The 24,282-nt window shown below is 71.3% G+C and carries 21 protein-coding genes, 2 tRNA genes and 1 pseudogene; 10 read left to right on the plus strand and 14 right to left on the minus strand.

Annotation, left to right across the window (positions count from 1 at the left end; genetic code table 11):
* Window positions 1-31: 31 nt before the first annotated feature.
* The 9 genes and pseudogenes from ABIA35_RS10190 to ABIA35_RS10230 form a co-directional block, all read right to left on the minus strand.
* Window positions 32-745 (minus strand): SRPBCC family protein, encoded by a 714-nt coding sequence (locus ABIA35_RS10190; protein ID WP_370357648.1) that lies wholly within the window; start codon window positions 743-745, stop codon window positions 32-34.
* A gap of 223 nt (window positions 746-968) precedes the next feature.
* Window positions 969-1,196 (minus strand): annotated as a pseudogene (locus ABIA35_RS10195) (alcohol dehydrogenase catalytic domain-containing protein); the annotation flags it as partial.
* A gap of 40 nt (window positions 1,197-1,236) precedes the next feature.
* Window positions 1,237-2,109: a universal stress protein gene (locus ABIA35_RS10200; RefSeq protein WP_370357649.1), complete on the minus strand. Its 873-nt coding sequence runs from the start codon at window positions 2,107-2,109 to the stop codon at window positions 1,237-1,239.
* Between the two features lie 168 nt (window positions 2,110-2,277).
* A complete protein-coding gene (locus tag ABIA35_RS10205; protein ID WP_370334099.1) occupies window positions 2,278-3,141 on the minus strand; it encodes a universal stress protein in 864 nt (287 codons plus the stop codon).
* Window positions 3,142-3,172: 31 nt separating this feature from the next.
* Window positions 3,173-5,890: a GNAT family N-acetyltransferase gene (locus ABIA35_RS10210; protein WP_370357650.1), complete on the minus strand. Its 2,718-nt coding sequence runs from the start codon at window positions 5,888-5,890 to the stop codon at window positions 3,173-3,175.
* A complete protein-coding gene (locus tag ABIA35_RS10215) occupies window positions 5,872-8,358 on the minus strand; it encodes a phosphoketolase (protein WP_370357651.1) in 2,487 nt (828 codons plus the stop codon). Before ABIA35_RS10215 ends, ABIA35_RS10210 begins: the two co-directional genes overlap by 19 nt.
* A gap of 118 nt (window positions 8,359-8,476) precedes the next feature.
* A complete protein-coding gene (locus ABIA35_RS10220; RefSeq protein WP_370334102.1) occupies window positions 8,477-8,656 on the minus strand; it encodes a response regulator transcription factor in 180 nt (59 codons plus the stop codon).
* A 109-nt stretch (window positions 8,657-8,765) separates the two neighbouring features.
* On the minus strand, window positions 8,766-10,166 hold the full coding sequence (locus ABIA35_RS10225) for a phosphoribosyltransferase family protein (protein ID WP_370334103.1): 1,401 nt from the start codon (window positions 10,164-10,166) through the stop codon (window positions 8,766-8,768).
* Complete coding sequence (locus ABIA35_RS10230) at window positions 10,147-11,364, minus strand: Gfo/Idh/MocA family protein (RefSeq protein ID WP_370334104.1); 1,218 nt, start codon at window positions 11,362-11,364, stop codon at window positions 10,147-10,149. The genes ABIA35_RS10225 and ABIA35_RS10230 overlap by 20 nt, the downstream gene beginning before the upstream one ends.
* Before the next feature lie 261 nt (window positions 11,365-11,625).
* Between ABIA35_RS10230 and ABIA35_RS10235 the strand changes: the two genes are divergently transcribed.
* Complete coding sequence (locus ABIA35_RS10235; protein WP_370357652.1) at window positions 11,626-12,273, plus strand: CBS domain-containing protein; 648 nt, start codon at window positions 11,626-11,628, stop codon at window positions 12,271-12,273.
* Here ABIA35_RS10235 and ABIA35_RS10240 read toward each other — a convergent pair.
* Window positions 12,249-13,637: an MFS transporter gene (locus ABIA35_RS10240; protein WP_370357962.1), complete on the minus strand. Its 1,389-nt coding sequence runs from the start codon at window positions 13,635-13,637 to the stop codon at window positions 12,249-12,251. The two genes, ABIA35_RS10235 and ABIA35_RS10240, sit on opposite strands and share 25 nt — an antisense overlap.
* 246 nt (window positions 13,638-13,883) lie before the next feature.
* On the opposite strand from ABIA35_RS10240, the gene ABIA35_RS10245 reads away from it, so the two are divergent.
* From ABIA35_RS10245 to ABIA35_RS10270, 6 genes are all read left to right on the plus strand, one after another.
* On the plus strand, window positions 13,884-14,468 hold the full coding sequence (locus ABIA35_RS10245) for a TetR/AcrR family transcriptional regulator (protein ID WP_370334107.1): 585 nt from the start codon (window positions 13,884-13,886) through the stop codon (window positions 14,466-14,468).
* Between the two features lie 56 nt (window positions 14,469-14,524).
* Window positions 14,525-15,901, plus strand: a complete 1,377-nt coding sequence (locus ABIA35_RS10250) for a BTAD domain-containing putative transcriptional regulator (RefSeq protein WP_370357653.1) — start codon at window positions 14,525-14,527, stop codon at window positions 15,899-15,901.
* A gap of 106 nt (window positions 15,902-16,007) precedes the next feature.
* Window positions 16,008-16,901 carry a hypothetical protein gene (locus ABIA35_RS10255; RefSeq protein ID WP_370334109.1) on the plus strand — a complete coding sequence of 298 codons (894 nt, stop codon included), beginning with the start codon at window positions 16,008-16,010 and terminating at the stop codon, window positions 16,899-16,901.
* A gap of 59 nt (window positions 16,902-16,960) precedes the next feature.
* A complete protein-coding gene (locus tag ABIA35_RS10260; RefSeq protein ID WP_370357654.1) occupies window positions 16,961-17,404 on the plus strand; it encodes a DUF2690 domain-containing protein in 444 nt (147 codons plus the stop codon).
* A 299-nt stretch (window positions 17,405-17,703) separates the two neighbouring features.
* A complete protein-coding gene (locus tag ABIA35_RS10265; protein WP_370357655.1) occupies window positions 17,704-18,513 on the plus strand; it encodes a cellulose binding domain-containing protein in 810 nt (269 codons plus the stop codon).
* 128 nt (window positions 18,514-18,641) lie between these two features.
* Complete coding sequence (locus tag ABIA35_RS10270; RefSeq protein ID WP_370357656.1) at window positions 18,642-20,090, plus strand: MFS transporter; 1,449 nt, start codon at window positions 18,642-18,644, stop codon at window positions 20,088-20,090.
* 34 nt (window positions 20,091-20,124) lie between these two features.
* On the opposite strand, the gene ABIA35_RS10275 is transcribed toward ABIA35_RS10270, so the two are convergent.
* On the minus strand, window positions 20,125-21,900 hold the full coding sequence (locus ABIA35_RS10275; protein ID WP_370357657.1) for a C2 family cysteine protease: 1,776 nt from the start codon (window positions 21,898-21,900) through the stop codon (window positions 20,125-20,127).
* 122 nt (window positions 21,901-22,022) lie between these two features.
* Window positions 22,023-22,163 carry a hypothetical protein gene (locus tag ABIA35_RS10280; RefSeq protein WP_370357658.1) on the minus strand — a complete coding sequence of 47 codons (141 nt, stop codon included), beginning with the start codon at window positions 22,161-22,163 and terminating at the stop codon, window positions 22,023-22,025.
* 410 nt (window positions 22,164-22,573) lie between these two features.
* On the opposite strand from ABIA35_RS10280, the gene ABIA35_RS10285 reads away from it, so the two are divergent.
* Together ABIA35_RS10285 and ABIA35_RS10290 are read left to right on the plus strand one after the other, a co-directional pair.
* A tRNA-Arg gene (locus ABIA35_RS10285) sits at window positions 22,574-22,645 on the plus strand.
* Window positions 22,646-22,676: 31 nt separating this feature from the next.
* Window positions 22,677-22,763: transfer RNA gene (locus ABIA35_RS10290), tRNA-Tyr, on the plus strand.
* 21 nt (window positions 22,764-22,784) lie between these two features.
* Here the strand turns inward: ABIA35_RS10290 and ABIA35_RS10295 are convergent.
* Entirely contained in the window at window positions 22,785-23,033 is a 249-nt protein-coding gene (locus tag ABIA35_RS10295; protein WP_370357659.1) for a hypothetical protein, read from the minus strand.
* 159 nt (window positions 23,034-23,192) lie between these two features.
* The gene (locus tag ABIA35_RS10300; RefSeq protein WP_370357660.1) at window positions 23,193-23,498 is read right to left on the minus strand and encodes a hypothetical protein; all 306 of its coding nucleotides are present in this window, start codon (window positions 23,496-23,498) and stop codon (window positions 23,193-23,195) included.
* Window positions 23,499-23,567: 69 nt separating this feature from the next.
* Here ABIA35_RS10300 and ABIA35_RS10305 point away from each other — a divergent pair, with 69 nt between their 5' ends.
* The gene (locus tag ABIA35_RS10305; RefSeq protein ID WP_370357661.1) at window positions 23,568-24,200 is read left to right on the plus strand and encodes a TetR/AcrR family transcriptional regulator; all 633 of its coding nucleotides are present in this window, start codon (window positions 23,568-23,570) and stop codon (window positions 24,198-24,200) included.
* Window positions 24,201-24,282 lie beyond the last annotated feature (82 nt).

Here is a 24,282-nt window from a genome sequence, read left to right on the forward strand (position 1 = left end):
AGCCGCCGACCGCCGACCGCCAAGCAGCGAGCTACCGCGCACGGGCCGATCGCGGCGCCGCGGACAGGCTGCGCAGCGCCAATGAGAGCTGCTGATGTCGCGTCGTCTCGGCAAGCCGTTCGGCCCGGTCCTTGATGCCGTGCAGCATCCTCCGCTCCATGACCAGGCTGCCCGGCTCCATGATGAACAGCCACAGCGCGCTGGTCGCGGGTCCTGCCTCCGGGAGCCGGATGCGGTTGCGGCTGATCAGGCGGGTCAGGCACTTGCCGGGGGTGGAAGGGGCCTGGGGGTAGAGCCCGAAGGACCACACCCACGCGCCGTCGATCGAGCGCACCACCAGCGCGTGTTCGGCCTCCAGGACCTCCACCCGCATCCGTTGGCCTTTGCCCAGCGGGAGCTCGTCGCCGACGGCGAGGTCCTGCAGCTCGGGGACGATCTCGTCCGCGCTGTGCATGTTCAGCCCGAAGAAGTTCTCGATCCAGTCGTAGGTGTAGGCGCCACCGCGCCCCGAGCCCATCTGCACCAGCCACGGCCAGATCGCCCAGGCGGGCGCGTCGACGCCGATCGCCCTGGTCGTCACCACCGTGGCCGCGGGCAGGAACTTGTCGCCGGGCATCTGGCGGGCGACCTCGTCGTCGCGGGCGCCCCAGTTCAGGCAGCGGTCCCGCCACAGGGCGGGGTAGGCAGCGGCGGCGAAGCCGAGCAGCCCGCCGGCGAGCAGGGCCGCCGGCCATCCGCGATTCATGGTTCCTCCTTGGATCAGGAACGGCTCAGGACGACCTTGAGGGCACCGGTGTCCGCGGCGTCGGCGAAGACCCGGTAGGCCTCTTCGAAGTCGTCGAGGGCGAACCGGTGCGTGACCATCGGCCGACGTCGAGCTGGCCGGCGCCCAGCATCCGCAGCAGTGTCGGGGTGGAGGCGGTGTCGACCAGGCCGGTGGTGATCGTGACGTCCTTGATCCACAGGCTCAGCGTGGTGACGGCGGCGCCGACCTCGACGACGGTGCCGACGGCCTCGTGGCCCAGGGTCGTGCCCGGCCGGGTCTCGGGGACGTCGCCCTTGAGGATGTGCAGGTCGGTGCCGCAGATGGTGACGGCGTCGACCTGGATGACCGCGTCGCGCGGATCGGCGATGACCGGATCGGGTTCGGAGGTCCAGGACTTCTCGCCGGGTCCGCCGTAGACCAGTGCTTTCATGGTTCTGTCTCCAAGGGGTCGCGTCGGCCGGGGGACGGCTTCAGCCCAGCGGCACCACGGCGACCGGGCACTCCGCGTGCTGCAGCAGGGTCTGGCTCACCGGGCCGATCAGCATGCCGTGCCGGCCCTCCGCGTGCCGCCGCGCGCCGGTCACCAGCAGGTCCGCGTGCCGGGAGGTGTCGACCAGCAGGCCCGCGGCCGAGCCGATGGCGAGCTGGTGGAAGGAGCGGACCTCGGGGTACCGCGCCTGGAAGGAGCGCACCAGGGCCGCGAGGCGGTCGTCGCGTTCGCGCTCGATGCGGGCGACGTCCTCGGCGATGCCGGGGTCCTGCTGGCCGTAGGCGACGATCCAGGGCTCGTCCCAGACATGGGTCACGGTCAGCCCGGCGCCGCGGCGCGAGGCCTCGTCGAAGGCGAAGTCCAGGACGGCGTCGCAGTCCCCGTCGATGTCGACGGCGGCGACGATGCGGCGGTGGGCGTCCAGGAGGTTCCCGCGGGCCACGATCACCGGGCAGCAGGCTTCGGCCAGGGTGCGCAGCGAGGTGGAGCCCAGCATCATGCCCTGGAATCCGCCGGTGCCCCGGTTGCCGACCACGAGCAGGTCCGACTCGTGGCCGGCGGCGGCGAGCACCTTGCCGGCGTACCCGGCCACCGCGCGCGCCTCGACCGGCACCTCCGGATGCCGCCGGCGGGCCCGGGCCGCGCCGCTTTCCGCGATCTTCTCGGCGGCCTTGCGCGCGGTGGACTCGGTGTCGGAAGTCGTCAGAGTGTCCGGCGCCGGCGGGGTCAACCAGTGGTAAGCCGTGATGACCAGCAGCGATCCGCCGCGGCGGGCCGCTTCGGACGCGGCGAGGTCCAGCGCCCGCTCCCCGGGCAGTGCCTGGTCGTATCCGACGGCGACGACGGTGTTCATGATGTCCTCCACAACGAGCGCGATACTTTTCGGCTGCCACTTTCACCCTCGTCTTTGCCGGATTCGGCTGCCAGGGCTTGAAGACCGGTCCGCATCAGGCCTTTGGACCTGGTGCGACCTGGTGCGACCTGGTGCGACCCGGTGCGTGCCGGGCGACGGTGCGCCTTGTCACGTCCGCGGCACCACCACGACCGGGCAGTCCGCGTGATGCAGCAGCGTGTGCGCGGTCGGTCCGGGCCGCATGCCGAGGTGGCCGTCGCCGCGGCGGTGCGCGCCGGCGACGATCAGGTCCGTGTTCGCGGTCAGGCCGGTGAGGGTCGCGCTCGGGGTGCCGCCCAGGACCTCGACGGTGAGGCGGACGTCCGGGTGCTTGGCGTGCCACGGGTTCAGCTGGCGTTCCAAGGCGGAGCGGATGTCCGTCAGGGCGTTGCGTTCGGCCAGGACGAGGCTGTCGGCGGTGTCGGGGTCGTCGGCCCCGGTCCAGTCCAGGTCCCACACGGTGACCGCCTTCAGCCGCGCCCCGCGTGCGGCGGCCTCGGTGAACGCGAAGTCCATCGACTCGTCGTTGGGGTCCGCGACGTCCGCCGCGAGGACGACCGTGTCGGTGGACTTGCGCGGCGTGCCGCGGACGATCATCGTCGGGCACGAGGCCAGCGTCAGGGTCCGCATCGACACCGAGCCCAGCAGCAAGCCGGTGAACCCGCCTCGGCCGCGGTTTCCGAGGACCAGCAGCTCGGCGTCCCGGGATGCCTCGGCCAAGGCGTCGGCGGCGGGCCCGGCGATGACCTTCGCCTCCGCGCCGATGCCGGGATAGCGGTTGCGCAGCCACTGCAGGCCATCGCCGGCGATCTTGGTGGCGGCGCCTTCGATGTTCACCGGTATATAAGAGGCCGGATACGACATGGCGACCCAGTGGTATCCGGTCACGACCTCGACGGCCGCGTCGCGCCAGGCGGCCTCGCGCCCGGCCTGGGCCAGGGCGCGGTCGGCGGACGGGCTCTGGTCGTAGCCGATGACGACGGTGCGCTTCATGATGGCTTCTCTCCTCACACGATTGCTGCGGTCAGCGCAGGCGGCGCAGGTAGGGATCGGTCGGGGTGCGCGGTTCGACCCGGATGCGGAAGTCCGCTGCCGTCACGCCGTCCGGGGTGGCGATCAGGGGGTTGATCTCGGCCTCGGCCACACAGGTCTGCTCGGCGGCCAGCTGCGCCAGTCGGGACAGCACCCCGCGCACCACGGCCACGTCGCCTCCGGGCCGGCCGCGATAGCCGGCCAGCAGCCGGGCGGCGCGCGTGGAGCGCACCAGTTCCTCGGCGTCCGCGCCGGTGAGCGGGGCCAGCCGGTAGGCGCGGTCGGCGGCCAGGTCGGTGACGGTGCCGCCGATACCGAAGGCCACCAGCGGGCCGAAGACCGCGTCGTCGTCGACGCCGAGGAGCAGCTCCACGCCGATCGGGGCCATCTCCTGCACCACCACGCCCGCGAGACGGTCGCCGAATCGCTGGTGCAGCAGACGCCAGCCGGCGCGGATCTCCTCGGCCCCGGACAGGTTGAGCAGCACGCCGCCGACGTCGCTCTTGTGGACCAGCTCGGGCCAGTACGCCTTCAGCGCGACCGGCCGGCCCCACACGTCCGCGGCGGTCACGGCGCTCTGTACGTCGGTGGCCAGGACCAGGCGCGCGCAGTGGATCCCGTAGCAGGCCAGAAGGTCCGCGGCCCGGTCCGGCGGCAGCCATCCGCCGTCCGGACGCGCGGCCAGGAACAGGGAGATCAACCGTGCCGCGTCGCGGGAACGGACGTCGGACAGCGTCGGCGCCTCACCGCCGGGGCGGCGCAGCCACTCCGCGTAGTCGCACGCGTGGCTCAGAGCCCTGGCGGCGTTCTCGGCGTCCCCGTATACCGGGGCGAGCGCTCCGTCGGATCCCCTCACGGTCTGGACCCCGGCAGCCTGATCCACCCGCACGGCGATCGCCGGCACCGGACCGGTCCGGGCGTCGGCGGCCAGGGTCGCGGGCAGCTCCGCCAGCGCCGTGGGAACCAGCAACAGCAACACCGCGTCCACCTCGCCGGAGGCCGCCACGGTCGCCACGGCTTCCCGCAGCGGGTCCGCGCCGGCACCGGCCCCGGCGTCCACCGGGTTGCCGCAGGCCGCCGCCGGTCCCAACAGGGCGCTGAGACGCTCGCGCAGCGCGGCACTGAATTCCGGGACGACCAGACCGGTCTCGACGCACGCGTCGGCCCCCAGCACGCCCGTGCCTCCGGCGTTGGACACCACCGCCACTCGATGGCCGGCAGGCCGCGCGCCGGTGGCCAGCAGCGCGGCGGTCTCCACCAGCTCGGCGACCGAGTGCGTCGCGATGACCCCGGCCTGCCGGTACAGCGCCTCGCCGGTGGTGCCCGGCGTCACGGAGGCCGCGGTGTGCGACGCCGCGGCCCGCGACCCGGCCGCCGAGCGTCCGGCCGCGACGATCAGCACGGGCTTGGCGCGCGCCACGCGCCGGGCGTAGCGGGCGAACTTGCGCGGATTGCCGAACGACTCCAGGTGCAGCAGCACCAGCCGCGTCGCCGGATCGCGCGACCACCAGGCGAGCAGGTCGTTGCCGGAGACGTCGGCCTTGTCGCCGAGCGAGGCGAAGGAGGCCGCGCCGATGCCGAGCCGGGACAGGTGGTCCAGCATCGCGATGCCCACGCCGCCGGACTGCACGCCGATCCCGGCCGAGCCGCCGAGCGGGGTCTGCGGCCCGAAGGTGGCGTCCATCGCCAGGTCCGGCCCGAAGGCGGCGACCCCGAGGCAGTTCGGGCCGACCAGGCGCATGCCGTAGCGCCGGCAGATCCCCTTCAGCCTCGCGCGCACGGACGCCGGTACCGGTGTAGTGACGATGGTCAGGGCCCTGATGCCGCGGTGTCCGCAGGCGACGGCGGCCTCGGCCAGACCGTCCGGCGGCACGGCCACCACGGCCAGGTCGATCCGGTCCGGCAGCAGGTCGATCGAGCGCGCGCAGGGCACGCCGGCGATCTGGTCGGCGTGCGGATTCACCGCGAACAGCGGCCGGTCGAACCCCGCGGCCAGCAGATGGTCCAGGATCGCGCGCCCCACTCCGCGGCTGCGCCCGACACCGACCACGGCCACCGCACGCGGCCGGAACAGCGGCTCCAGCGACGCCGCACTCGCCGCGAACTCGCGATCGGCGACGACCTCCAGGTACGCGTCGTCCTCGGTCAGATCGATCTCGTGGAAGACGGTGCCGCCGTGCTCGAAGGTCGCGCTGTGGTGCAGTCCGGCCGAGGCGATGACGCGCTTCATCGCCAGGTTCTCGGCCAGCGTCTCGGCCACGAACGTGCGGATCCCGGCGGCGCGCGCGGCGCCGGCGAGGTGCTCCAGCAGCAGGGTGCCGATGCCCAGTCCGCGCCGGCCCTCGGCGACGGTGAAGCCGACCTCGGCGGCGTCGGCGTCCGGGCGCAGCCGCCAGGCCTCGCCCTCGCCGATGATCTCCTCGTGCTCGCCGTGGTGGGCCGTGACCACCAGCGCGATGCGGTCCGGATGCGGCTCGCACAGCCGCTTCGCCGCTGCGCGGCCGGCGGCGGTGCCGGAGGCGAAGAACCGCATGCGCAGGCTTTCCGGCGACAGCGCGGAGAACAGGGCGTTCAAGCCGTCGAGGTCCTTTGGCGTCGTCGGACGGATGGAAACCGTGGTGCCGTCCGTGAGCAATGCGTGGACGGCCTTCTCCGCCGGGGCGGGCGGCAGGACCGTGGGTGCCATGCCGGTCATGGCGTCCACTTCCATGCGCGGATCTCCGGCAGGTCCTCGCCGTGCTCGACGATCCACTCCCGGTGCCGGGCCCGGGCGTCGGTCATCGCCTGCCGCGCCGCCGCGGCTTTCGGCGCCAGACCCGGCACCCGGTCGATGACGTCGCAGACCAGTTGGAACCGGTCCATGTCGTTGCGGACCAGCATGTCGAAGGGCGTGGTGGTGGTGCCCTGCTCCTTGTAGCCGCGCACGTGCAGGTTCGCGTGGCCGTGCCGGCGGTAGGCCAGGCGGTGGATCAGCGAGGGGTAGCCGTGAAAGGCGAAGATGACCGGCTTGTCGACGGTGAAGAGCGCGTCGAATTGGGTGTCCGGCAGTCCGTGCGGGTGCTCGGATTCGGGCTGCAGGCGCATCAGGTCCACGACGTTGACCACGCGGATCCGCAGTCCGGGCAGGTGCTCGCGCAGCAGCTGCGAGGCGGCCAGGACCTCCAGCGTCGGCACGTCGCCGGCGCAGGCCAGCACCACGTCCGGCTCGGTCGCGGAGTCGTCCTCGGTGGCGGAGTCGTCCTCGGTGCCGGCCCACTCCCAGATGCCCAGGCCGCGGGCGCAGTGCAGTTCCGCCTCCTCCGGCGTCAGCCAGTCCGGGCTGGGGTTCTTCCCGGCCACGATGACGTTGACCAGGTCCCGGCTGGACAGACAGTGCTCTGCGACCGACAACAGGGTGTTGGCATCCGGCGGCAGGTACAGCCGCACCACATCAGAGGTCTTGTTCGCGACGTGATCCAGGAACCCGGGATCCTGATGGGAGAAGCCGTTGTGGTCCTGGCGCCACACGTGCGAGGTGAGCAGATAGTTCAGCGACGGCACCGGCGCGCGCCAGGGCAGGGCCCGCGCGGTCTTGAGCCACTTGACGTGCTGGTTCAGCATCGAGTCGACGATGTGGATGAAGGCTTCGTAGCAGGAGAACAGCCCGTGCCGGCCGGTGAGCAGGTAGCCCTCCAGCCAGCCCTGGCACAGGTGCTCGGACAGGACTTCCATGACCCGGCCGTCCGGGGCCAGGTGGTCGTCGCCAGGTTTGGTGGGCAGCATCCAGGTCCGGTCCGTGACCTCGAAGACCGGGTCCAGGTGGTTGGAGGCGGTCTCGTCCGGTCCGAACAGCCGGAAGGTGCGGTGGGCCGCGTCGGCGGCGATGACGTCGCGCAGCCAGGCGCCCAGGACGCGGGTGGGTTCGTGCTCTGTCTCGCCGGGTTTGGCGACCTGCACTGCGTGATCGGCGATCTGGGGGAGATCCAGGGAGCGGGTGAGCGAGCCGCCGTTGGCGTGGCGGTTGGCGCCGATGCGCGCTTCGCCGTCCGGGACCCAGGTCAGGACGTCCGGTTCGGGCCGGCCGAGGTGGTCGAACAGTTCGTCGGGCCGGTAGGACTTCATCCAGTCGGCGAGCATGTGCCGGTGCTTCGGGCTCTCCCGGACCCCGGCGAGCGGCACCTGGTGCGAGCGCCACGTGCCCTCGACCTGCACGCCGTCCACGGTGCGCGGGCCGGTCCAGCCCTTGGGCGTGTGCAGGATGATGACCGGCCAGGGCGGGACGCCCTCGTGGGCGGCTTTCGGGTTCCGTTTGGTGCTTTGGATGAGGCGGATGGTGGCCAGCGCGGAGTCCAGAGCTTCGGCCATCTTGTGGTGCATGGTGTGCGGGTCGTTGCCACCGTTCTTAGAATGAGCACAGACCCAGCGGGGGTCCCAGCCGTGCGCGGCCAGCAGTCCGTCGAGCTGTTCGCGCGGGATCCGGTCCAGCACGGTCGGGTTGGCGATTTTGTAGCCGTTCAGGTGCAGGATCGGCAGGACCGCGCCGTCGGTGGCCGGATTCAGGAACCTGATGGACTGCCAGGAGGCGGCCAGCGGACCGGTCTCGGCCTCGCCGTCGCCGACGACGCAGGCCACGATCAGGTCCGGGTTGTCGAAGGCCGCCCCGAAGGCGTGGGCCAGGCTGTACCCGAGCTCGCCGCCCTCGTGGATCGAGCCGGGGACGTTGGCGGCGATGTGGCTGGGGACGCCGCCGGGGGCGGAGAACGCGGCGAACAGCTTGGTCATGCCGGCCTCGTCGCGGGTCACGTCCGGGTAGTGGTCGGTGTAGGTGCCGTCCAGCCAGGAGCAGGCCAGCGCGGCCGGACCGCCGTGGCCGGGGCCCACGACGGTGATCAGGTCCAGGCAGTTCTGCGTGATCAGACGGTTGAGATGCGCGTGGACGAAGTTCAGGCCGGGGCTGGTGCCCCAGTGCCCGAGCAGCCGCGGCTTGATGTCCGAGGGCTCCAGAGCGTGGTGCAGCAGGGCATTGTCGCGCAGGTAGATCTGACCGGCGGCGAGGTAGTTCGCGGCGCGCCAGTAGCGATCGACGGCTGAGAGGTCGACGCCCCCGAGACGGGGAGCGTGGATGGGGGCGTGCACGGTCACGGCAACAGGACCTTTTCTCCCGGGCGGGCGATGACGGCGTGGCCGCGAAGTGGCCACAGCCCCAAGCCTGGTCCGGAACCCGGTCGCCCGGCAGCGGCGCATGGCCTGGCCGGATCGGGACTTTCGGCCCGGTGCGGTTCCGTTGGAGGATGAGCTCAGTGGTGGACGACTGGGCTCAGTGGTGGCGGGACTGCCCGGACTTGATCTCGGAGACCATCACCGCGGCCTGGACGCGGCGGGTCAGGCCGAGTTTGGCCAGCATCGCCGAGACGTAGTTCTTCACGGTCTTCTCGGCCAGGAACATCCGCTCGGCGATCTGCCGGTTGGTCAGACCTTCGCCGATCAGGTCCAGCACACGGCGACCCGGGGCCGCAGCGCCGGGACCCGCGCCAGGGCCTCGGCGGCCGTGGCGCCCTCGAAAGTCCTGTCTTGCACGAGCTCGTAGATCAGGAGGTGGCCGGCCCTCAACGATGGCGCACAGCGGCCAGCTGCTCGGTGAACCACTCGGCCGCCAACTCTGCCACCTGTTCCAGCGCCCCGGTCTCGGGGAACAGGTGCGTGGCGCCCGGGACCACCGTCACCTGGCCGGGGCCGCCCAGGAGGGCCGCGGCCTGCCGGTTGAGGGTCAGGACCTGGGCGTCGGCGCCGCCGACGATGAACAGGGTCGGCGCGGTGACGTCCGGCAGCCGGCGCATGGCCAGGTCCGGGCGGCCGCCACGGGACACCAGCGCCGCGATCGGCGAGCCGGGTTCGGAGGCCGCCCACAGGGCTGCGGCCGCGCCGGTGCTGGCGCCGAAGCAGCCGATGGGCAGGTTCCGCACCTCCGGCCGCTCCTGCAGCCACTCCACGGCCGCGCTCAGGCGCCGGGCCAGCAACAGGATGTCGAAGACGGTGCGGCGGTGGTGTTCCTCGTCCGGGGTGAGCAGGTCGAACAGCAGGGTGGCGAGTCCGGCGCGGTTGAGGGTGTCGGCGACGAGCCGGTTGCGCGGGCTGTGCCGGCTGCTGCCGCTGCCGTGGGCGAACACCACGACGCCGGCGGGGTGGTCCTGCGGGACGGCCAGGGACCCCGCCAGTGCGACCCGTCCGGCTTGGACCCAGACCTCCGGGTCCGCTATGCGAGGTGCCTTCGCTGCTGCGGACGCCGCGGCGCGTGCTTTCGGGGAGTCGCTTTCGGCCGGCTGTCGCCCACCGACTCTGGCCGCGGCCTCGTTCAGACAGTCGACGACTTCCTCGTCGGTGGTCTGGGCGAAAACCCGGTACCACTGCCCGATGGCCTGGAAACCGAACGGGGTCGCCACGCACACCATCTCGTCGGCGACGTCCGCCAGCCGCTTGGTCCAGCCGCGCGGGGCGACGGGCACCGCGAGCACGACGCGTGCGGCGCCGTGGGCCCGCGCGACCCGGCACGCGGCGCGCGCGGTGGAGCCGGTGGCCAGACCGTCGTCGACGACGATGGCGGTGCGTCCGCGCAGATCGATGCGATCGCGGCCGCGGCGGTAGCGGCGGGCTCGGCGGTTCAGCTCGGCGGACTCGGCGGTCTGGACCGCCTCGAGCTCGTCCTGGGTGACGCCGGTGTTGTTCAGGACCTCCTGGTTCAGGACCCGGATACCGTCCTCGCCGATGGCACCCATGCCCAGCTCCGGCTGGAACGGAACGCCGAGCTTGCGCACCATGATCACGTCCAGCGGCGCGCCGAGGGCCTCCGCGACCAGGGCGGCCACCGGCACGCCGCCGCGCGGAAGGCCCAGGACCACGACGGCGGCGTCGTCATCGTGGTCGGCGTCGTGACTGGCGTCGTGGTCGGCGAGCGTCTTGAGGGCATCGGCCAGCTGCCGTCCGGCGTCGTCACGGTCGGCGAAATTCATGATCCGGCCTTCTTCCATAGACAGTCGTCAGATCCTCATCGACGGCGAGCCCGGTCAGCTTGGCCAGCCGGTCGGCCTCGTGGGCGGTGGCGAGCGCGTCGTAACCGCCGGCCTCCGTGACGCGGCGCGGGTGGTCGCGGTCCCGGATCCACGCCGCCTGGTCGGTGAACATCGCCCGCAGCAGTTCGCCGTACCGGCGGGTCTTGAGGATCTCGCGGCCGGCCGTGTCGGGCGGGCCAGGCGGGTCAAGCGGGTCAGGCATGTCAACCACCTGATCCGGCTCCTGCTCCGCTCCCCGGCTCCAGTATTCGCGCGGCGGTGCGGCGTACCTTTCGACGATGTCGAGTCGCGCGCCCGGGAACATCTCGGTCACGACCCGGGTCTGGCTCGGCGGGACCAGCGCGTTCACCCGCACCCTGGCGGGGATCCAGTCCAGCAGGATCACGTCGCCGAGTTCGAAGTAGAGCTTGAGGGTCTGCCGGTCCGTGCTCGAGGCCTGACGGAACCCGTCATAGAAGTCGACCCAGCCCCCGCCGTCGTAGCGCACGGTGCAGCCCGCCTGTTCTTCGACGACGGATCCGGGCCGTACTCCGATCCGGGCCGTCTGGACGCGGCCGGTGCCCAGCCATCCGGCGAACAGGTCGAAGAAGTGCACGCCGTGCTCGAGGAAGATGCCGCCGCTCTTGGACCGGTCCCAGAACCAGTGGTCCGGCGGCAGGGTCCGGTCCGAGACCAGGTCCTCGAGGGAGCCGTGCAGGAACTGCCCGAGCGACCCCGACGGGAGCAGGCGCGCGACCGCCTCGAACAGCGGGTCGTAGCGCTGCGGGAAGTCGGTGACCAGCACCCGGTCGCGGCGGCCGGCCTCGGTGATCATCTCCGCGCCGTCATCGAGGTCGATCGCCAGCGGATTCTCACAGATGACGTGCTTGCCCGCGGCCAGGGCCCGCATGGCCTGGTCGTGGTGCAGGTACGGCGGCGTGGCGATGTAGACGGCGTCGACGTCGTCGCGCTCCAGCAGGGCGTCCAGACCGGCGGCCACGTCGACGCCGAAGAGCTCGCCGGCCCCGGTCGCGGCCTGGCCGGACACGTCCGTCACCGCGACGAGGTCCAGGCCCGGGACCTGGACCAGCTGCTGGAGTGCGAAAAGGCCGAAACCGCCGCAGCCGACCGCCCCGAAACCGATCACGCCGCCGTTCATCGCCTCGACCGCCCTGAAATCGCGATGGTGCTCCGCGCGGCCCCGATGAGGGCCACACCGCCAGCCTCTCTCGATGAGCGGTCGCCGCAGAATGGGCTTTGGACCCGGAGCCGGTACGGCCATTGGACCCGATCCGGCCCCCACCCGGCGGTCACACGGCCTCCGTGCGACGGCCACCCGACGGCCGCCGGCCCGGCGGATGCGCCGGAAACGGGACCATCGGCCCTGGTCACCGGTCGGCACCGGACGTGAGCTGGACCTATGGACACGCCCCTGCACACGCCCCACTACGTCGATGAGGTGATGACCTACCCCGTCATCGCCGTGCAGCCCGGCGCCGCCGTGGAAAAGGTCGCCGCGCAGTTGGCGCGGCGGCGGATCGGGTCCCTCCCGGTCGTGGACACCTCGTTGCGGGTCGTCGGGATCGTCACCGAGACGGATCTGCTGCGCACCGGCGAACAGGGATGGGACACCGCCGGCGACGTCATGTCCGCACCCGCCCTCACCGTCGCGGCCGGCACCACCGTGGGCGAGGTGCGTTCCCTGCTGACAGAGCACCGCATCGGGCGGCTGCCCGTGGTCGACGACCGGGGCCGGCTCGTCGGCATCGTCAGCCGCCGGGACCTGCTCGCGGCGGTCCCGTCCACCGACGGCCGGATCAGGCGCCGGGTGGTCGACCGGGCCGTCGACATCGGGGCCGAGATCGATTCCCTGTCCGTGGAGTCGGGAGTGGTGCGGATCCGTGTCCGGCTTGCGGACAGCGCCGACTGCGCCGTGCTGGAACACCTGCTGGGACGGATCGCCGGCGTGACCCGGGTCGAGGTGGACGTCGACCGGGTCGCGTACGGGGCCGGCAGCGCCGTCCCGGGAGGCCCGGCAGCCGCTTATCCCCGGGGCACGAGAGGCTGAGGTGTCTGCCGGCTCGGGCCGGTGGGCTCAGGCGCGCCGCTGGATGAGGCGGCCCGGGTGGGAGACTTCGTGAGCCACAGCCCGGTGAGCACCGCGGTGGCCACCGTGATCCCGCCGGCCGCGACGAAGGCGCTGTTGAGACCAACCTCGAAGGAGGCGCCGCCGGACTGCCTGGTGCGCACGATCGCCCCGAGCACCGCCACGCCGAGCACCGCGCCGATCTGGCGGGTCGTGCTGCTGATCCCCGACGCCAGGCCGCCCTCCTGCGGACTGACCGCCTGGATGGCGGCTCCGGTCAGCGGGGACATGGTCAGGCCGAAGCCGACGCCGACCAGTGCCAGCCGCCACCACACGTTCCCGTAGCCGGTGTCGGCGTGCACCATGCCGAGTGCCAGCAGTCCCAGGCCGGCCACGGCCAGGCCGGCGGTGACCACGATGCGGAAGCCGTACCGCGCGGCGATCCGGCCCGCGACCGGGCTGACGATCACCATGGCCAGCGACGTCGGCAGGGTCTGCAGGCCGGCGCGCAGGATCGAGCTGCCCTGGACGTCCACGAAGAACTGGGAGAAGAAGAACGACGAGCCCATCAGCGCGAACCCCACCACGACCATGGCCGTGTTGGACACGGTGAACAGCCGCTGCCGGAACAACCTCAGCGGCAGGATCGGCGCCGAGCGCCGGGCCTCGACCGCGATGAAGGCGGCGAGCAGGACCACCGCGACGGCGAAGCCGCCCAGGATCACCGGCGAGGTCCAGCCGCGCGCGCCGCCCTCGATCAGCCCGTAGGTCATGGCCCCCACGCCCAGCACGGACAGCGCCGTTCCGGGGACGTCGATCGCAGGCGCGTTCGGGTTGCGGGTCTCCTCGAGGCTGCGCAGGCCGACCAGCAGCAGGACCACGCCGATGGGCACGTTGACCAGGAATATGGCCGGCCAGCCGAAGGCGTCGATCAGCACGCCGCCGACCACGGGCCCCGCGGCCAGCCCGATTCCGCTGAATCCGGCCCACAATCCGATCGCCTTGATCCGCTCCCGCGGCACCGGATAAGCGGCGGCGAGCAGCGCGAGGGAGGCGGGACTCAAGGCGGCGGCGCCGATGCCTTGCACCACCCGGCCGCCGATCAACCAGCCGACCGAGGGCGCCAGGCTGCACAGCGCCGAGGCGGCCGTGAACACCGCCACGCCGGCCAGGAACACCCGCTTGCGGCCGAACCGGTCGGCGAAGACGCCGCCGGACAGCAGCAGCATGGCGACCAGCAGGACGTACGCGTCGACGATCCACTGCAAGCCGGTCAGCTGCGTGTGCAGCCGGCGCTGCATGTCGGGCAGCGCCGCCCCGACGATCGTGTTGTCGAGCAGCACCATGAACTGGCCCAGGCAGGCCACCGTGAGCAGCACGGCCCGGTTCGATCGGCTGCCGGGGGCTCCGGTGGCTCCGGTGGCTCCGGTGGCTCCGAGGGCTCCGGGGGCTCCGGGGGCCAGCGGCGATGCGGCCATGGGGGTTCCTCTCGATCGGTGATCCCACGCACTAACGCAGTCATTGACTGCGTTAGTGACTGTAAGGGGCCCCGCTCCGCAAACGCAAGTCTCGACTGCGTTAAGCTCGAGGGCATGGCCGAGGGCACGGAAGAACAGCAGCGGGCAAGGCGACCCGGCGGACGCGGCGCGCGCGTCGCCGCGGCGGTACACCAGGCCGTCACCGACCTGATCAGCGAGCGCGGCTACGGCACGTTCTCCATCGGCGACGTCGCGGCCCGCGCGGGCGTGGCCGACAGCAGCGTCTACCGGCGGTGGGGGAGCCTCGAAGCCCTGCTCGCCGACGTGATGCTCACCTACCTGAACGCGCGCTCGCCGATGCCCGACACCGGCACCCTGGCCGGCGACCTGCGCGCCTACGCGGCCGCCGTGGCCCGCGAGATCACCGGGCCCGACGGCCTGGCGCTGCTGCGTCTGGCCGTCGCGCTGTCCACGACCGGCGAGCAGGGCCTACAGGCGCGCGATGCCCTCCGGGACGAGCGCACCCGGCAGCTCCAGGCCATGCTCGACCGCGCCGCCGAACGCGGCGAGGACGCTCCCGACGCGCTCGCCATGCTGGACCACGTGCTGGCGCCGATGTATATCCGGGTCCTGTTCGGCATCGGTCCGCTCACGCCGGAGTACGTCGAGGGGCTGGTCGACCGGTTGTTGTCGGCTTGATCTGATTCGGCAGTCAATGCCGTTATTCTCGTAATTAAGCTACTACGCTTCGATATGTGGAATTCAGAGTCCTCGGCCCCGTCGGCATCTTCAGCGACGGGGCGTACGTCCACCTGGGCGGAACCAAAGCCCGGACGGTCCTCGCCGCCCTGTTGCTGCGGCCCGGAAAAGTCGTCTCGACCGATCACCTGATCGACGCGGTCTGGGGCGAGCAGCCGCCACCCACTGCTCCGGCCCTGATCCAGACCCAGATCGCCGCGCTGCGCAAGGTGTTGGCCGCCGTCGGGGGCGACGCGGGTCCGTGCATCGTCACCGTGTCGCCGGGCTATCTGCTGCAGCGCGCGGACACCCCGCTCGATCTCGTCACGTTCGAGGAATCCGCCGGCCGTGCCCGCCGGGCGCAGCGGGCCGGGGACGTGGAGCAGGCCGCGATCGAGTTCGGCACCGCGTTGGGTGCCTGGACCGGACCGGCTCTCGGTGGCGCGGCCTCCCCGCTGGCCAGCGCCGAGGCGTTCGGGCTGGAGCAGCAGAGGGCTCGGGTGCGCAAGGAGTGGATCGAGGTCGAACTGGCCTGTGGGCGGCACAGTGCCCTGCTTCCCGACCTCTACACGATCGTCGGCGAGTCACCCGTGGACGAAGTGCTGCGGGGCCTGCTGATGGTGGCGCTCTACCGGTCGGGGCGGGTCAGCGAAGCTCTGGCCGTCTGCCGGGACGGACGTCGGCTGCGGGCCGAGGAGTTGGGCATGGATCCAGGCCCGGCGATGCGGGAGTTGGAGCGTGCGATCCTCAACTGCGATCCCTCCCTTGAACTTCAGCCGGCGGTCCTGGCTCCGGCGCCTTCAGCCGGCCCGACATCGAACCCTGACACGGAACCGAATAAGGAACCGAGCACGGAACCGGACGCACCCCACCGTTCCCGCCGCCGACTCTGGATCCTGGCCCCGCTCGCCGGGCTCGCCGGGCTCGGCGTGCTGGCCGGAGCCTGGTGGCTCGTCGCGGGGCCCACCACCGCGAACCCCCGCTTCACCGTCGCCGCGGAACCATTCCACGCCCCGACCACCACGTGCCTCCTCAAGACCACGGCGAACAGCGACGAGCGCAACGGTGCCTTCCTCCAGAAGTGGGACAAGGCCGCGCTGTGCCAGAACGTCGACCGCGCGCCGCTGTACCTGGCCCCGTCGACCGCCGCCGCCTCCCCGGTCGTCTCCCGTCTGCGCACCGGGGCCGTCAACGACCCGAGCTGGTTCCTGTGCTGGACGGTCGGCGCCCCGGACGTCACCGGCAACAAGATCTACTACTACACGAGCGGCGACGAACAGGCCCCGGGGCGGGAGTACCGGTTCGGCTGGGGCTTCGTCCCCGCCCCCTACCTGAGCATCGGAGCCGACCACACCCGCTCCGGCCTGCCGGAATGCCCTCCGGTACCGGACTGACAGCCGACCGGTGGCCCATCGGCAGCCGATCGGTAGAACCGGCGCCGATACCCCTGACAGAGGGCTCCGACGGACCGGGGCCGCTGAGAGATCAGGGAGTGCCACCATGTCACGACGCAGAGCATTCATCCGGCGGGCGATCACCCGGCCGCCCGGGCGCCGTCGGGCCGCCGGACTCACGACGGCCGCCGTGTGCGGCCTCGCGCCGCTCGCGCTGCTCTCGACCGCCGGCCCGGCGCACGCCTCGGACATCGGCGGCTCGATCAGCCGCGCCGAGGTGATCGCCAGGGCGAACGACTGGCTGAACCGGGCCCCGGCCTACAGCCAGACCACGTACATCTGGGACGTCGGGCACACCGCGCAGTACCGCACCGACTGCCAGGGCTTCGTCGACATGGCCTGGCACCTGGCGTCCAACCCGAACACCGACGGCATCGTGGCCGGCGGCCTGGTCGACCAGATCGCCAAGTCCGACCTGCAGTCCGGCGACGAGCTCGACGACACCGCCGACGGCCACGCGATCCTGTTCGACCAGTGGCAGCCCGACCACGTCCACTTCTCCTACTTCACCTTCGGCGGCGGCGCCTCCGGAGTCGCCCCGCCGAGCCACACCGTCGGCGGTATCAACGACGCGAACCTCGCCGGCTGGCCCGCGTCCCACTACACGGCCTACCGCTACAAGCGCATCGACGGCGGCCCCGGCCCGGGCCCCGGGCCCGGCAAGGTGAACGTCCAGACGTTCGCCGACGCGCCGGGCTTCAACGCGCCGGGCGGCACCCAGACCGGAACTCTCAACAAGGGCCTGAACTACGTCTACTGCCGCGTCTGGGGACCGGACTACCCGGCGGGCAACCCGGCGCAGCACAACCACTACTGGCTCAAGACCGACCTGGACACCGGCAACCCGACACAGAACCAGTACGTCCCGGCCTACTTCATCGCGAACGAGGGCAACGACGTGGCCAACGACGTCAACGGTGTGGCGATCCCGAACTGCTGACCGAATCAATCCATACAGGACCTACCCGTACAGGACCAACCCTTACAGGGAGCTCGACTGTGAAAACCAAGAACTTCGCACGCGCCGGCGCTCTGGCCGTCATCTCCTGTGCCGCGCTCGCGACGCTGACGAGCCCGGCCCCGGCCTTCGCAGCCGCCACCGCAGCGGTGCCGGCCCGTTTCGCCTCCTGCGACAACCAGGACCCCGGCGGCAACACCGACGCCCAGACCGTCCGCACCGCCACCGCCGGCTCGGCGTCCGTCGAACTGCGCTACAGCCCGAGCGCGCAGTGCGGCTGGGGCCGGGTCTTCGGCAAACTCGGCACGTCGGTGTGGGTGGACCGAAGCACCGACGGTGGTGCGACCTGGCAGGGGAAGCTCGGCGAGGCCACCATCACCAGCGGCACGGACGCGCACACCCCCGAGTTCGACGACCACGGAGTACTGGTGCGGGCCTGCGCCGACGACCACAACGGCAACATCCACTGCACCGGGTGGTACTGAGCCGCCCCGCCGTTCGGCGGGGTGATCGGATCTCTCTGTAACTTTCGTGCTCTGCGACGCTCCGGCGCGGGTCAGCGCATCGAACGCACATCCGCGCCTTGACCGTCTCCTGGGCTGTATCGAGCATCACTCGGTGATGCCAGACCAGCTCGACGATTCCCCAGCCCAGGAGAGCTTGATGCGAATACGAGAAAGCCGGTTCCCCCGCCCCCGGACGGTGGCCGCCGCGGCGGCGCTGTTCCTGGGCTTGGCCGCCGCGCCGCTGGCGGCCGGCGCCGGGCCGGCCGCTGCCGCCGCCAGTGAACGACGACCCGACCAACAGCTACACCGTGGGCCTGAACTACAGCGGCTTCACCCCGGCCTCCGGCGCCCCGTCGGTCGCGACCCTGGCACCGCCCGGCACCGGCATCACCACCGCCGCCGGCGGCTCGGCGTCCTCGCAGACCATCGCGCCCTACAGCGCCGAGGTCGTCACACTGCAGCCGGGCACAACCGCCACGCCGCCCACCACCCCGGGCACCCCGACCGCCTCGAACGTGACGTCCACCGGGGCGACGCTGAGCTGGACCGCCTCCACGAGCAGCAGCGGCCTGGCCGGCTACGACGTGGTGTCGGTCACCGGCGGCACCGAGACCGTGGTGGCCTCGCCGACCACGAACTCCGCGACGCTCACCGGCCTGACGCCGTCCACCGCCTACACCTTCGCGGTGTACGCCCGCGACACCGCGGGGAACCGCTCGGCGCGCTCCGGCACGGTCGCGGTCACGACGAGCGCCGGTTCCACCGGCGGCGCGTCCTGCAAGGTGACGTACACACCGAACGTCTGGGGCGGCGGCTTCACCGGCAACGTGACCGTCGCGAACACCGGCACGGCGCCGTGGACGTCCTGGACCGTCGCCTTCGCCTTCCCGGGCGACGAGAAGGTCACCAGCGCCTGGAACGCCACGGTCACCCAGTCCGGCGCAAACGTCACGGCGACGAGCCTGAGCTACAACGGCGCCATCGCGCCGGGGGCCACCACGTCCTTCGGGTTCCAGGGCACCTGGAGCGCGAGCAGTGCGTCGCCGACGGCGTTCACTGTCAACGGCAGCGCCTGCACGACGGGCTGAGCTCGATTCGGTCGATCTGCTCGATCCGCCTTCCGCGCCCATGCCGTGAGCACGCGGCATGGGCGCGACTGTGCCTCGTCGCCCTCTCTGGCTTGCTAACTCCATAGCCAGCCGGTAGCCTCCTGACTATGCAAACCCATAGTCAGCAGCGGACCAGGCTCGCGGTGGCGATCCTGACCGGTTCGGCGTTCCTGGCCAGCCTTGATCTGTTCATCGTGAACGTCGCGTTCGGCGAGATCGGGAAGGACTTCGGGACCTCCTCGCTCGGTTCGCTGAGTTGGATCCTCAACGGCTACGCGGTCGTGTACGCCGCGCTGCTGGTGCCCATGGGGCGCCTGACCGACCGTTACGGACGCAAGAGCGGGTTCGTGGCCGGCATGCTCGTCTTCACGCTGGCCAGCCTGGCCTGCGGGCTCGCGCCGGGGCTGTGGTGGCTGGTGGGCTTCCGCATCGTGCAGGCCGCGGGGGCGTCGCTGATGACGCCGGCCTCGCTCGGACTGCTGCTAGCCACGCTGCCTGCGGAGCGGCGGGCCGCCGGTGCGCGGCTGTGGGCGATGACCGGTGCGGTCGCGGCCGCCTTCGGGCCGGCGGTGGGCGGCGGGCTGGTGCAGATCTCCTGGCAGACGGCGTTCTGGATCAACGTTCCGATCGGCCTGGCGCTGACGTTCGCCGCCGTCAGGGTCGTGCCCGATGTGCGGCACAACGCCGATGCTCCTCGGCCGGACCTGCTTGGCGGGGCGGTCATCGCCGTGGCCATGGGTGCGCTGGTCCTCGGTCTGGTCCAGGGCAACGACTGGGGCTGGGACTCCGGTCCGGTGCTCGCCGCGTGGGCGGTGGCGGTCGTGGGTGTGGCCGCGTTCGTCTGGCTGATCACGCACCACGACGCCCCGGTGATCGATCCCGCGCTGCTGCGAATACCTTCATTCGCCTGGGCGAACATCGCCCAGCTGCTGTTCAACGCGGCCTTCGGCGTCGGTCTGTTGTCGCGCATCCTGTGGTTGCAGGAGCACTGGGGATACTCCGCCGTGCGCACCGGGCTGGCCGTCGCGGTGGGTCCCGCGCTGGTGCCGATCACCTCGCTGTTGGCCACCCGGTACCTTCCGCGCGTGGCGCCGGGGCGCCTCATCGCGGCGGGCTGCGTGCTCTTCGCCGCCGGCGGTATCTGGCAGGCCGCCGCGGTGGGCGAACAGCCGGCCTACGCCACCCAGATGCTGGGCCCGTGGATCATCTCCGGCATCGCGGTCGGTCTCGCCCTTCCGCAGCTCACCGCCGCCGCGACGGCGTCCCTGCCGCCGCACCAGGCGGCCACGGGCTCCGGCGTGGTCACCATGGCGCGCCAACTCGGCCTGGTGGTCGGAACCTCGATCATGGTCAGCCTGCTGGGCGACGGCGTGGCCGCTTTGAGCAGCTTCCAGCACGTCTGGTACTTCCTGGCGGCCGCGTCGGCGGCGGCCGCGATCGCGGCACTGGTCATGGACGCCGTCCAGCGCTCGGCGGCGCGGCCGGCGGGGGGTTCACCGGTGGGCGCCGCCGGGAGTCCGATCGGTGAGGCGGCGGCGGAGGCGGCCGTACGGTGAATCAGGGCTCGACCGCCGCGCCGGGGACGATGTTCTACTTCGTCGCCGGCGCGGCGGCGGTACCGGCGGGCGCGGGTGCGGGTGCATGGTCCGCCATACTGAAATACCGCACCAGGTCGGACAGCTCGAGGTCGAACGTTCCCTCCGGCTTCTTCACGCCGGTCTGCGCGCCCAGGGCGAGCGGGTTCCAACTCGTCGTATAGCCGCGACCGAACACGCCCCACGGATTGCGGACCCTGACGTACTTGATCTCCTTGCCCGTTCCCTTGTCGATCTCGCTGTGAACGCCCATGACCGTGTACGCGTGCGTCGCGGCGATGCCCGGCACGACCTTGATGTCCTCGCCGGCCGAGTGGCCCTCGCCCCGGCTTCCCCAGGTCTTGCTCGACAGCACGATCATCTCCCCGGCCAGGAACTTCGCCTGGATCTTGTTCCAGAGGTGCTCCGCCGTGGCGCTGTACTTGCCCGACTTGAGGGGCTCCTCCAGGTGATCCGCGCTGTACGCCCGCAGTTTGGTCTTCGCGGCGGCGTCGGAGGCGCACCCCAAGACCACAGCGATGTCTGTATAAGCGTGAGGGCTCTTCTCCATGACCGCCTCGCGGTTGGCGTATTGGCGGCTGCGCGTATGGAACGACTTCGCCTGGGCGGCGGTGAGGCCCACCTTGCCCACCAGCGCGGCCTCGTCCAGGGAGAAGGGGTGGATGAACTTCTCGTCGGTGATCGCGAACGGATTGGGCTTTTCCTTCGTCGACTGCGCGAAGGCCCCGATCTCGTGGCTGCCGGCCTCGGTGCCGAGGACGGCTTCGAACGCGTCCCTCGGCCGGCCGCCGCGGCCGATGCCCTCGTAGCCCCTGGCGCGTCCCTTGAAGATCGCGTACGCCTTCTCGATCATCGCCGGCCACAGCGACTTGTGCGCGTTGGCATAGACCGGCTTGGTGTCGTTGCCCTTGGCGAACAGGCGCATGTCGACGTCGACCCACTCGGCGGTGAAGGTGGCGCGGGTTCCCTTCTGGCCGCCTTTCTTGCGGTAGAACCGGACGTGCACGCCGTCGGCGTCCTCGCGGACCATGCCGTTGATGAAGTGCGGCTGCTGGAGCGCGACGGCTGCGAGCGCCGCCATCAGGTAGCAGTCGCCGATCTGGCCCTGGGCCACGTCGTTCGGCTCCGCCTGGCCGGCGCCCATCGGGGTCTGGGAGAAGTCCTTGGCGGTCGGCGCGGCGTCGACCTGGACCTCGCTGGTCTTGATCCAGTAGGGGGAACCCTCCGGATCGTGCATGGGGACCACGGTGATCCAGCCCGGGGCGTGGTGCGGCTGGTCGATGATTTCCACGACCTGCTTCTCGGTGAACTTGACGTCACTGGGGGTCGGGGGCTTGATGGTCCCGTCGCCGATCTCGAGCGGGGGCGTGTAGTGCCCCGTGCAGTTCATGAGGATCTTGCCGCGGCGCGGGTACTGCGCCGGCATCGGATGGTGGCGCGCGGGAGCCGGCCTGGGCGGTGTGGCTGTGGCCGGGGCGCGCTGCACGGTCGGTGCGGCCGGCGCCCCGCCCACGCCGCCCACGCCGTCCACGACGCGGGAGAAAGCCGCGTTGCCGATGGCTCGCTGGATCTGGAACATGCCGGCGGACGCGTGGCCGAGTCCCGCGGACGGCAGGGACTGCATGGACTGCATGGACTGCGCGGACTCCGCCAGCGACAGATCCAGCTGCGTCGTGCTCCGCGTGCTCGCCTGCCGGCCAGGTGCGGCCTTGCCGCCACGCGCGGATTCCCCGCTGTCAGAGTTCCGCTGTGCCTGCCCTTGCGAACGCATGAGCTCCAGTTTGGTCGGGGTGCGGCCCGGCGACCAGGGCGGAACGCCAGCGGCGTCCTTGTGGCCGAGGTTTTTGCCCCCACGGCCGTCGGAACGTGGCAGGTATCAGGCCTGCGGAAGCTTCACTTCTTGCGCAGTTCGGCGACCGCGAAACCGAGTCGGGGGCTCAGGAACGTGTCGTCGTAGTCGACCCCGGTGACCCCCGCGACGAAGGCCATGTCGTATCTGGCGTCGTCGGGGGCGTAGTCCCAGACGAACGGCACGGTGGAGAGTACAGCTTGTCGCGGCTGCTGTGGTGGAACCGGTGCGAGGTGCCCAGGACGGCGCCGAGGAAGTCCTCGTTGCTCGTCAGCTCGGTCAGGGCCTCGCCATGGCCGCGCGAGCTGACGGGGGTATCGATGATGACTGACATGCCGCCATTCTGTGGCGGAAAACCCTTTGCCGCCGCATCGGGGGTCGCATTACTGTCGTCGACATGAGCCGGGCAACAGGCACCGGCCGCAAGGAAGCAGGAGCAGCGTCGTGAACCCCCAGACCCGCGTGTATCGACGGCCGGCGCGATGCGCCGAGGGCCGACGCCATGCCGCGGTGTCCCGACGTATCTGACCGGCTCTCCGGGCGCTCGTCGCAGCGCCGAACAATCTCTCTTCTTCTCTCTCCTTTTGCCTTTCACGCCCTTGTAGCTCAGCGGATAGAGCTCCGGCCTACGAAGCCGGGCGCGGTGGTTCGAGTCCACCCTGGGGCACGACGGCACGCTGCCCTGCGTGCCGTGGCGAGCGGGTGCCCCGGAGCCGGAGATCCGGGCCTGGCTGTAAACCAGGTGGCTTCGTCCTGAGCAGGTTCGACTCCTGCCACCCGCACCAGCGTTTTTGTATCGCGCGCCCTCACTGCCCGGCGGTGGTGAGCATCGCGGCGATCGCCGGTCCCGCGGACTGGTCGCCGAAGTTGCCGCCCTGCACGACGCAGGCCACGGCTATGTCGCCCTGGTAGGCGATCATCCAGCTGTTGTTCGGGCCCTGGTCCCCGGGTTCGGCGATGCCGGTCTTCGCCCCGACCGCCGGGCTCAGGGTCCGCAGCGAGGTCGCGGTGTGATCAGGACTTTTTTCCCGGGCATGATTCCCGTCGACCCCCACCCCGTTGCGGCGCCTTGGCGAAGTTCAGGCACCTGCTTGTTTGTGCAAAGCATATGCACGTCGTGGGGTGTCACCCATGGAATATCCACAGGGCGATGAGCCTTGCCCGCATCCCGTGCCTTCGGGCCGGGCTCACCACCCGGTCATGTCTTCACGCCCTCAGGCGGCCGGCGCCACCACCTCGTCGACGATCTCCACCACTTCCGGTTGCGGCTCCGCGATCAGCGCGAACGCCTCCCCGGCGCCGGGGATGGTCACCACGTTGTCGATCGCGCGCTGCATGTGCTCGGCCGTCTCCCACCGCCACTGGTCGATCCACGTGCGCTCGTCGACCCGGGCCAGCCGGGTCTCGGTCAGCCCGGGGAACCGCTTTTGGGTCGCCGTGATCAGGCCGGCCCGGGTTTCCAGCATCTCGCCGGTCCGCGCCGGGTCGGTGGTGAAGCGCACTATTCGCAGAACAGCCATGGTCCCGCCTCCTGGGGTCTCTGACTAGAGTTGGTCTCTAGAGTTCAACTCTAAAGCTAGACTTCAGTCATGAGCCCGGTCAACAGCAAGCAGGCGGAGAAGGCGCGGCAGACCCGCCGGTCGATCCTCACCGCGGCCGAGGGGATGTTCGTCGAACGCGGCTACGGCAGCACGACGCTGCAGGAGATCGCGGACCGGGCCGGGGTCTCGGTGCAGACGATCTACTTCACGTTCCGCAACAAGCGCGCCCTGCTGAAGGAACTCGCCGACGTCACGGTCGCCGGCGACGGCGAAGCGGTGCCGACCATGCAGCGCCCCTGGTTCACCGCCGCCATGGCCGCCGCCACCGCCGCCGAGCACCTGGACGCGCACGTGGAAGGCGCGAGCGCGGTCATCGCCCGGGTTGCTGCCCTGGCCGACGTGCTCCGCACCGCCGCCGCCCTGGAACCGGAGATCGACGAGCTCTGGCGCCAGGGCAACGACCAGCGCTACGCCGTCCAGCTCGCCGCCGCGCAAGCCCTGACCGCCAAGCCCGGCGCGCGCCCGGACGTCAGCGCCGACCAGGCTGCCGACGTGTTGTACGCGATGCTCAGCCCGGACCTGTATCTGCTGGTGGTGCGCGACCGGGGCTGGTCCACAGAGCGCTTCGTCGACTTGGCTCGAACCTCGCTTCGCGCACAGCTCGTCCTGCCCGACGTGTGATCGAGCGGCCGATCGACTGGCCGATCGAGCAGCCGGCCGGATTTGGCAACAGGAAACCGCGCCCTTCCGCAAGATCCTGGCT

It is taken from the genome of Catenulispora sp. MAP12-49 (genome assembly GCF_041262705.1).
Classification (GTDB): Bacteria; Actinomycetota; Actinomycetes; order Streptomycetales; family Catenulisporaceae; genus Catenulispora.

What these genes read in the sequence shown, in the direction of transcription:
- ABIA35_RS10270 (WP_370357656.1), top strand. Translation starts at nt 18,642, where the DNA reads ATGCAAACCCATAGTCAGCAGCGGACCAGGCTCGCGGTGGCGATCCTG.
- ABIA35_RS10305 (WP_370357661.1), top strand. Translation starts at nt 23,568, where the DNA reads ATGAGCCCGGTCAACAGCAAGCAGGCGGAGAAGGCGCGGCAGACCCGC.
- ABIA35_RS10230 (WP_370334104.1), bottom strand. Translation starts at nt 11,364, where the DNA reads ATGAACGGCGGCGTGATCGGTTTCGGGGCGGTCGGCTGCGGCGGTTTC.
- ABIA35_RS10190 (WP_370357648.1), bottom strand. Translation starts at nt 745, where the DNA reads ATGAATCGCGGATGGCCGGCGGCCCTGCTCGCCGGCGGGCTGCTCGGC.
- ABIA35_RS10205 (WP_370334099.1), bottom strand. Translation starts at nt 3,141, where the DNA reads ATGAAGCGCACCGTCGTCATCGGCTACGACCAGAGCCCGTCCGCCGAC.
- ABIA35_RS10200 (WP_370357649.1), bottom strand. Translation starts at nt 2,109, where the DNA reads ATGAACACCGTCGTCGCCGTCGGATACGACCAGGCACTGCCCGGGGAG.
- ABIA35_RS10300 (WP_370357660.1), bottom strand. Translation starts at nt 23,498, where the DNA reads ATGGCTGTTCTGCGAATAGTGCGCTTCACCACCGACCCGGCGCGGACC.
- ABIA35_RS10255 (WP_370334109.1), top strand. Translation starts at nt 16,008, where the DNA reads ATGTCACGACGCAGAGCATTCATCCGGCGGGCGATCACCCGGCCGCCC.
- ABIA35_RS10235 (WP_370357652.1), top strand. Translation starts at nt 11,626, where the DNA reads ATGGACACGCCCCTGCACACGCCCCACTACGTCGATGAGGTGATGACC.
- ABIA35_RS10275 (WP_370357657.1), bottom strand. Translation starts at nt 21,900, where the DNA reads ATGCGTTCGCAAGGGCAGGCACAGCGGAACTCTGACAGCGGGGAATCC.
- ABIA35_RS10245 (WP_370334107.1), top strand. Translation starts at nt 13,884, where the DNA reads ATGGCCGAGGGCACGGAAGAACAGCAGCGGGCAAGGCGACCCGGCGGA.
- ABIA35_RS10225 (WP_370334103.1), bottom strand. Translation starts at nt 10,166, where the DNA reads ATGAATTTCGCCGACCGTGACGACGCCGGACGGCAGCTGGCCGATGCC.
- ABIA35_RS10240 (WP_370357962.1), bottom strand. Translation starts at nt 13,637, where the DNA reads ATGGTGCTGCTCGACAACACGATCGTCGGGGCGGCGCTGCCCGACATG.
- ABIA35_RS10210 (WP_370357650.1), bottom strand. Translation starts at nt 5,890, where the DNA reads ATGGAAGTGGACGCCATGACCGGCATGGCACCCACGGTCCTGCCGCCC.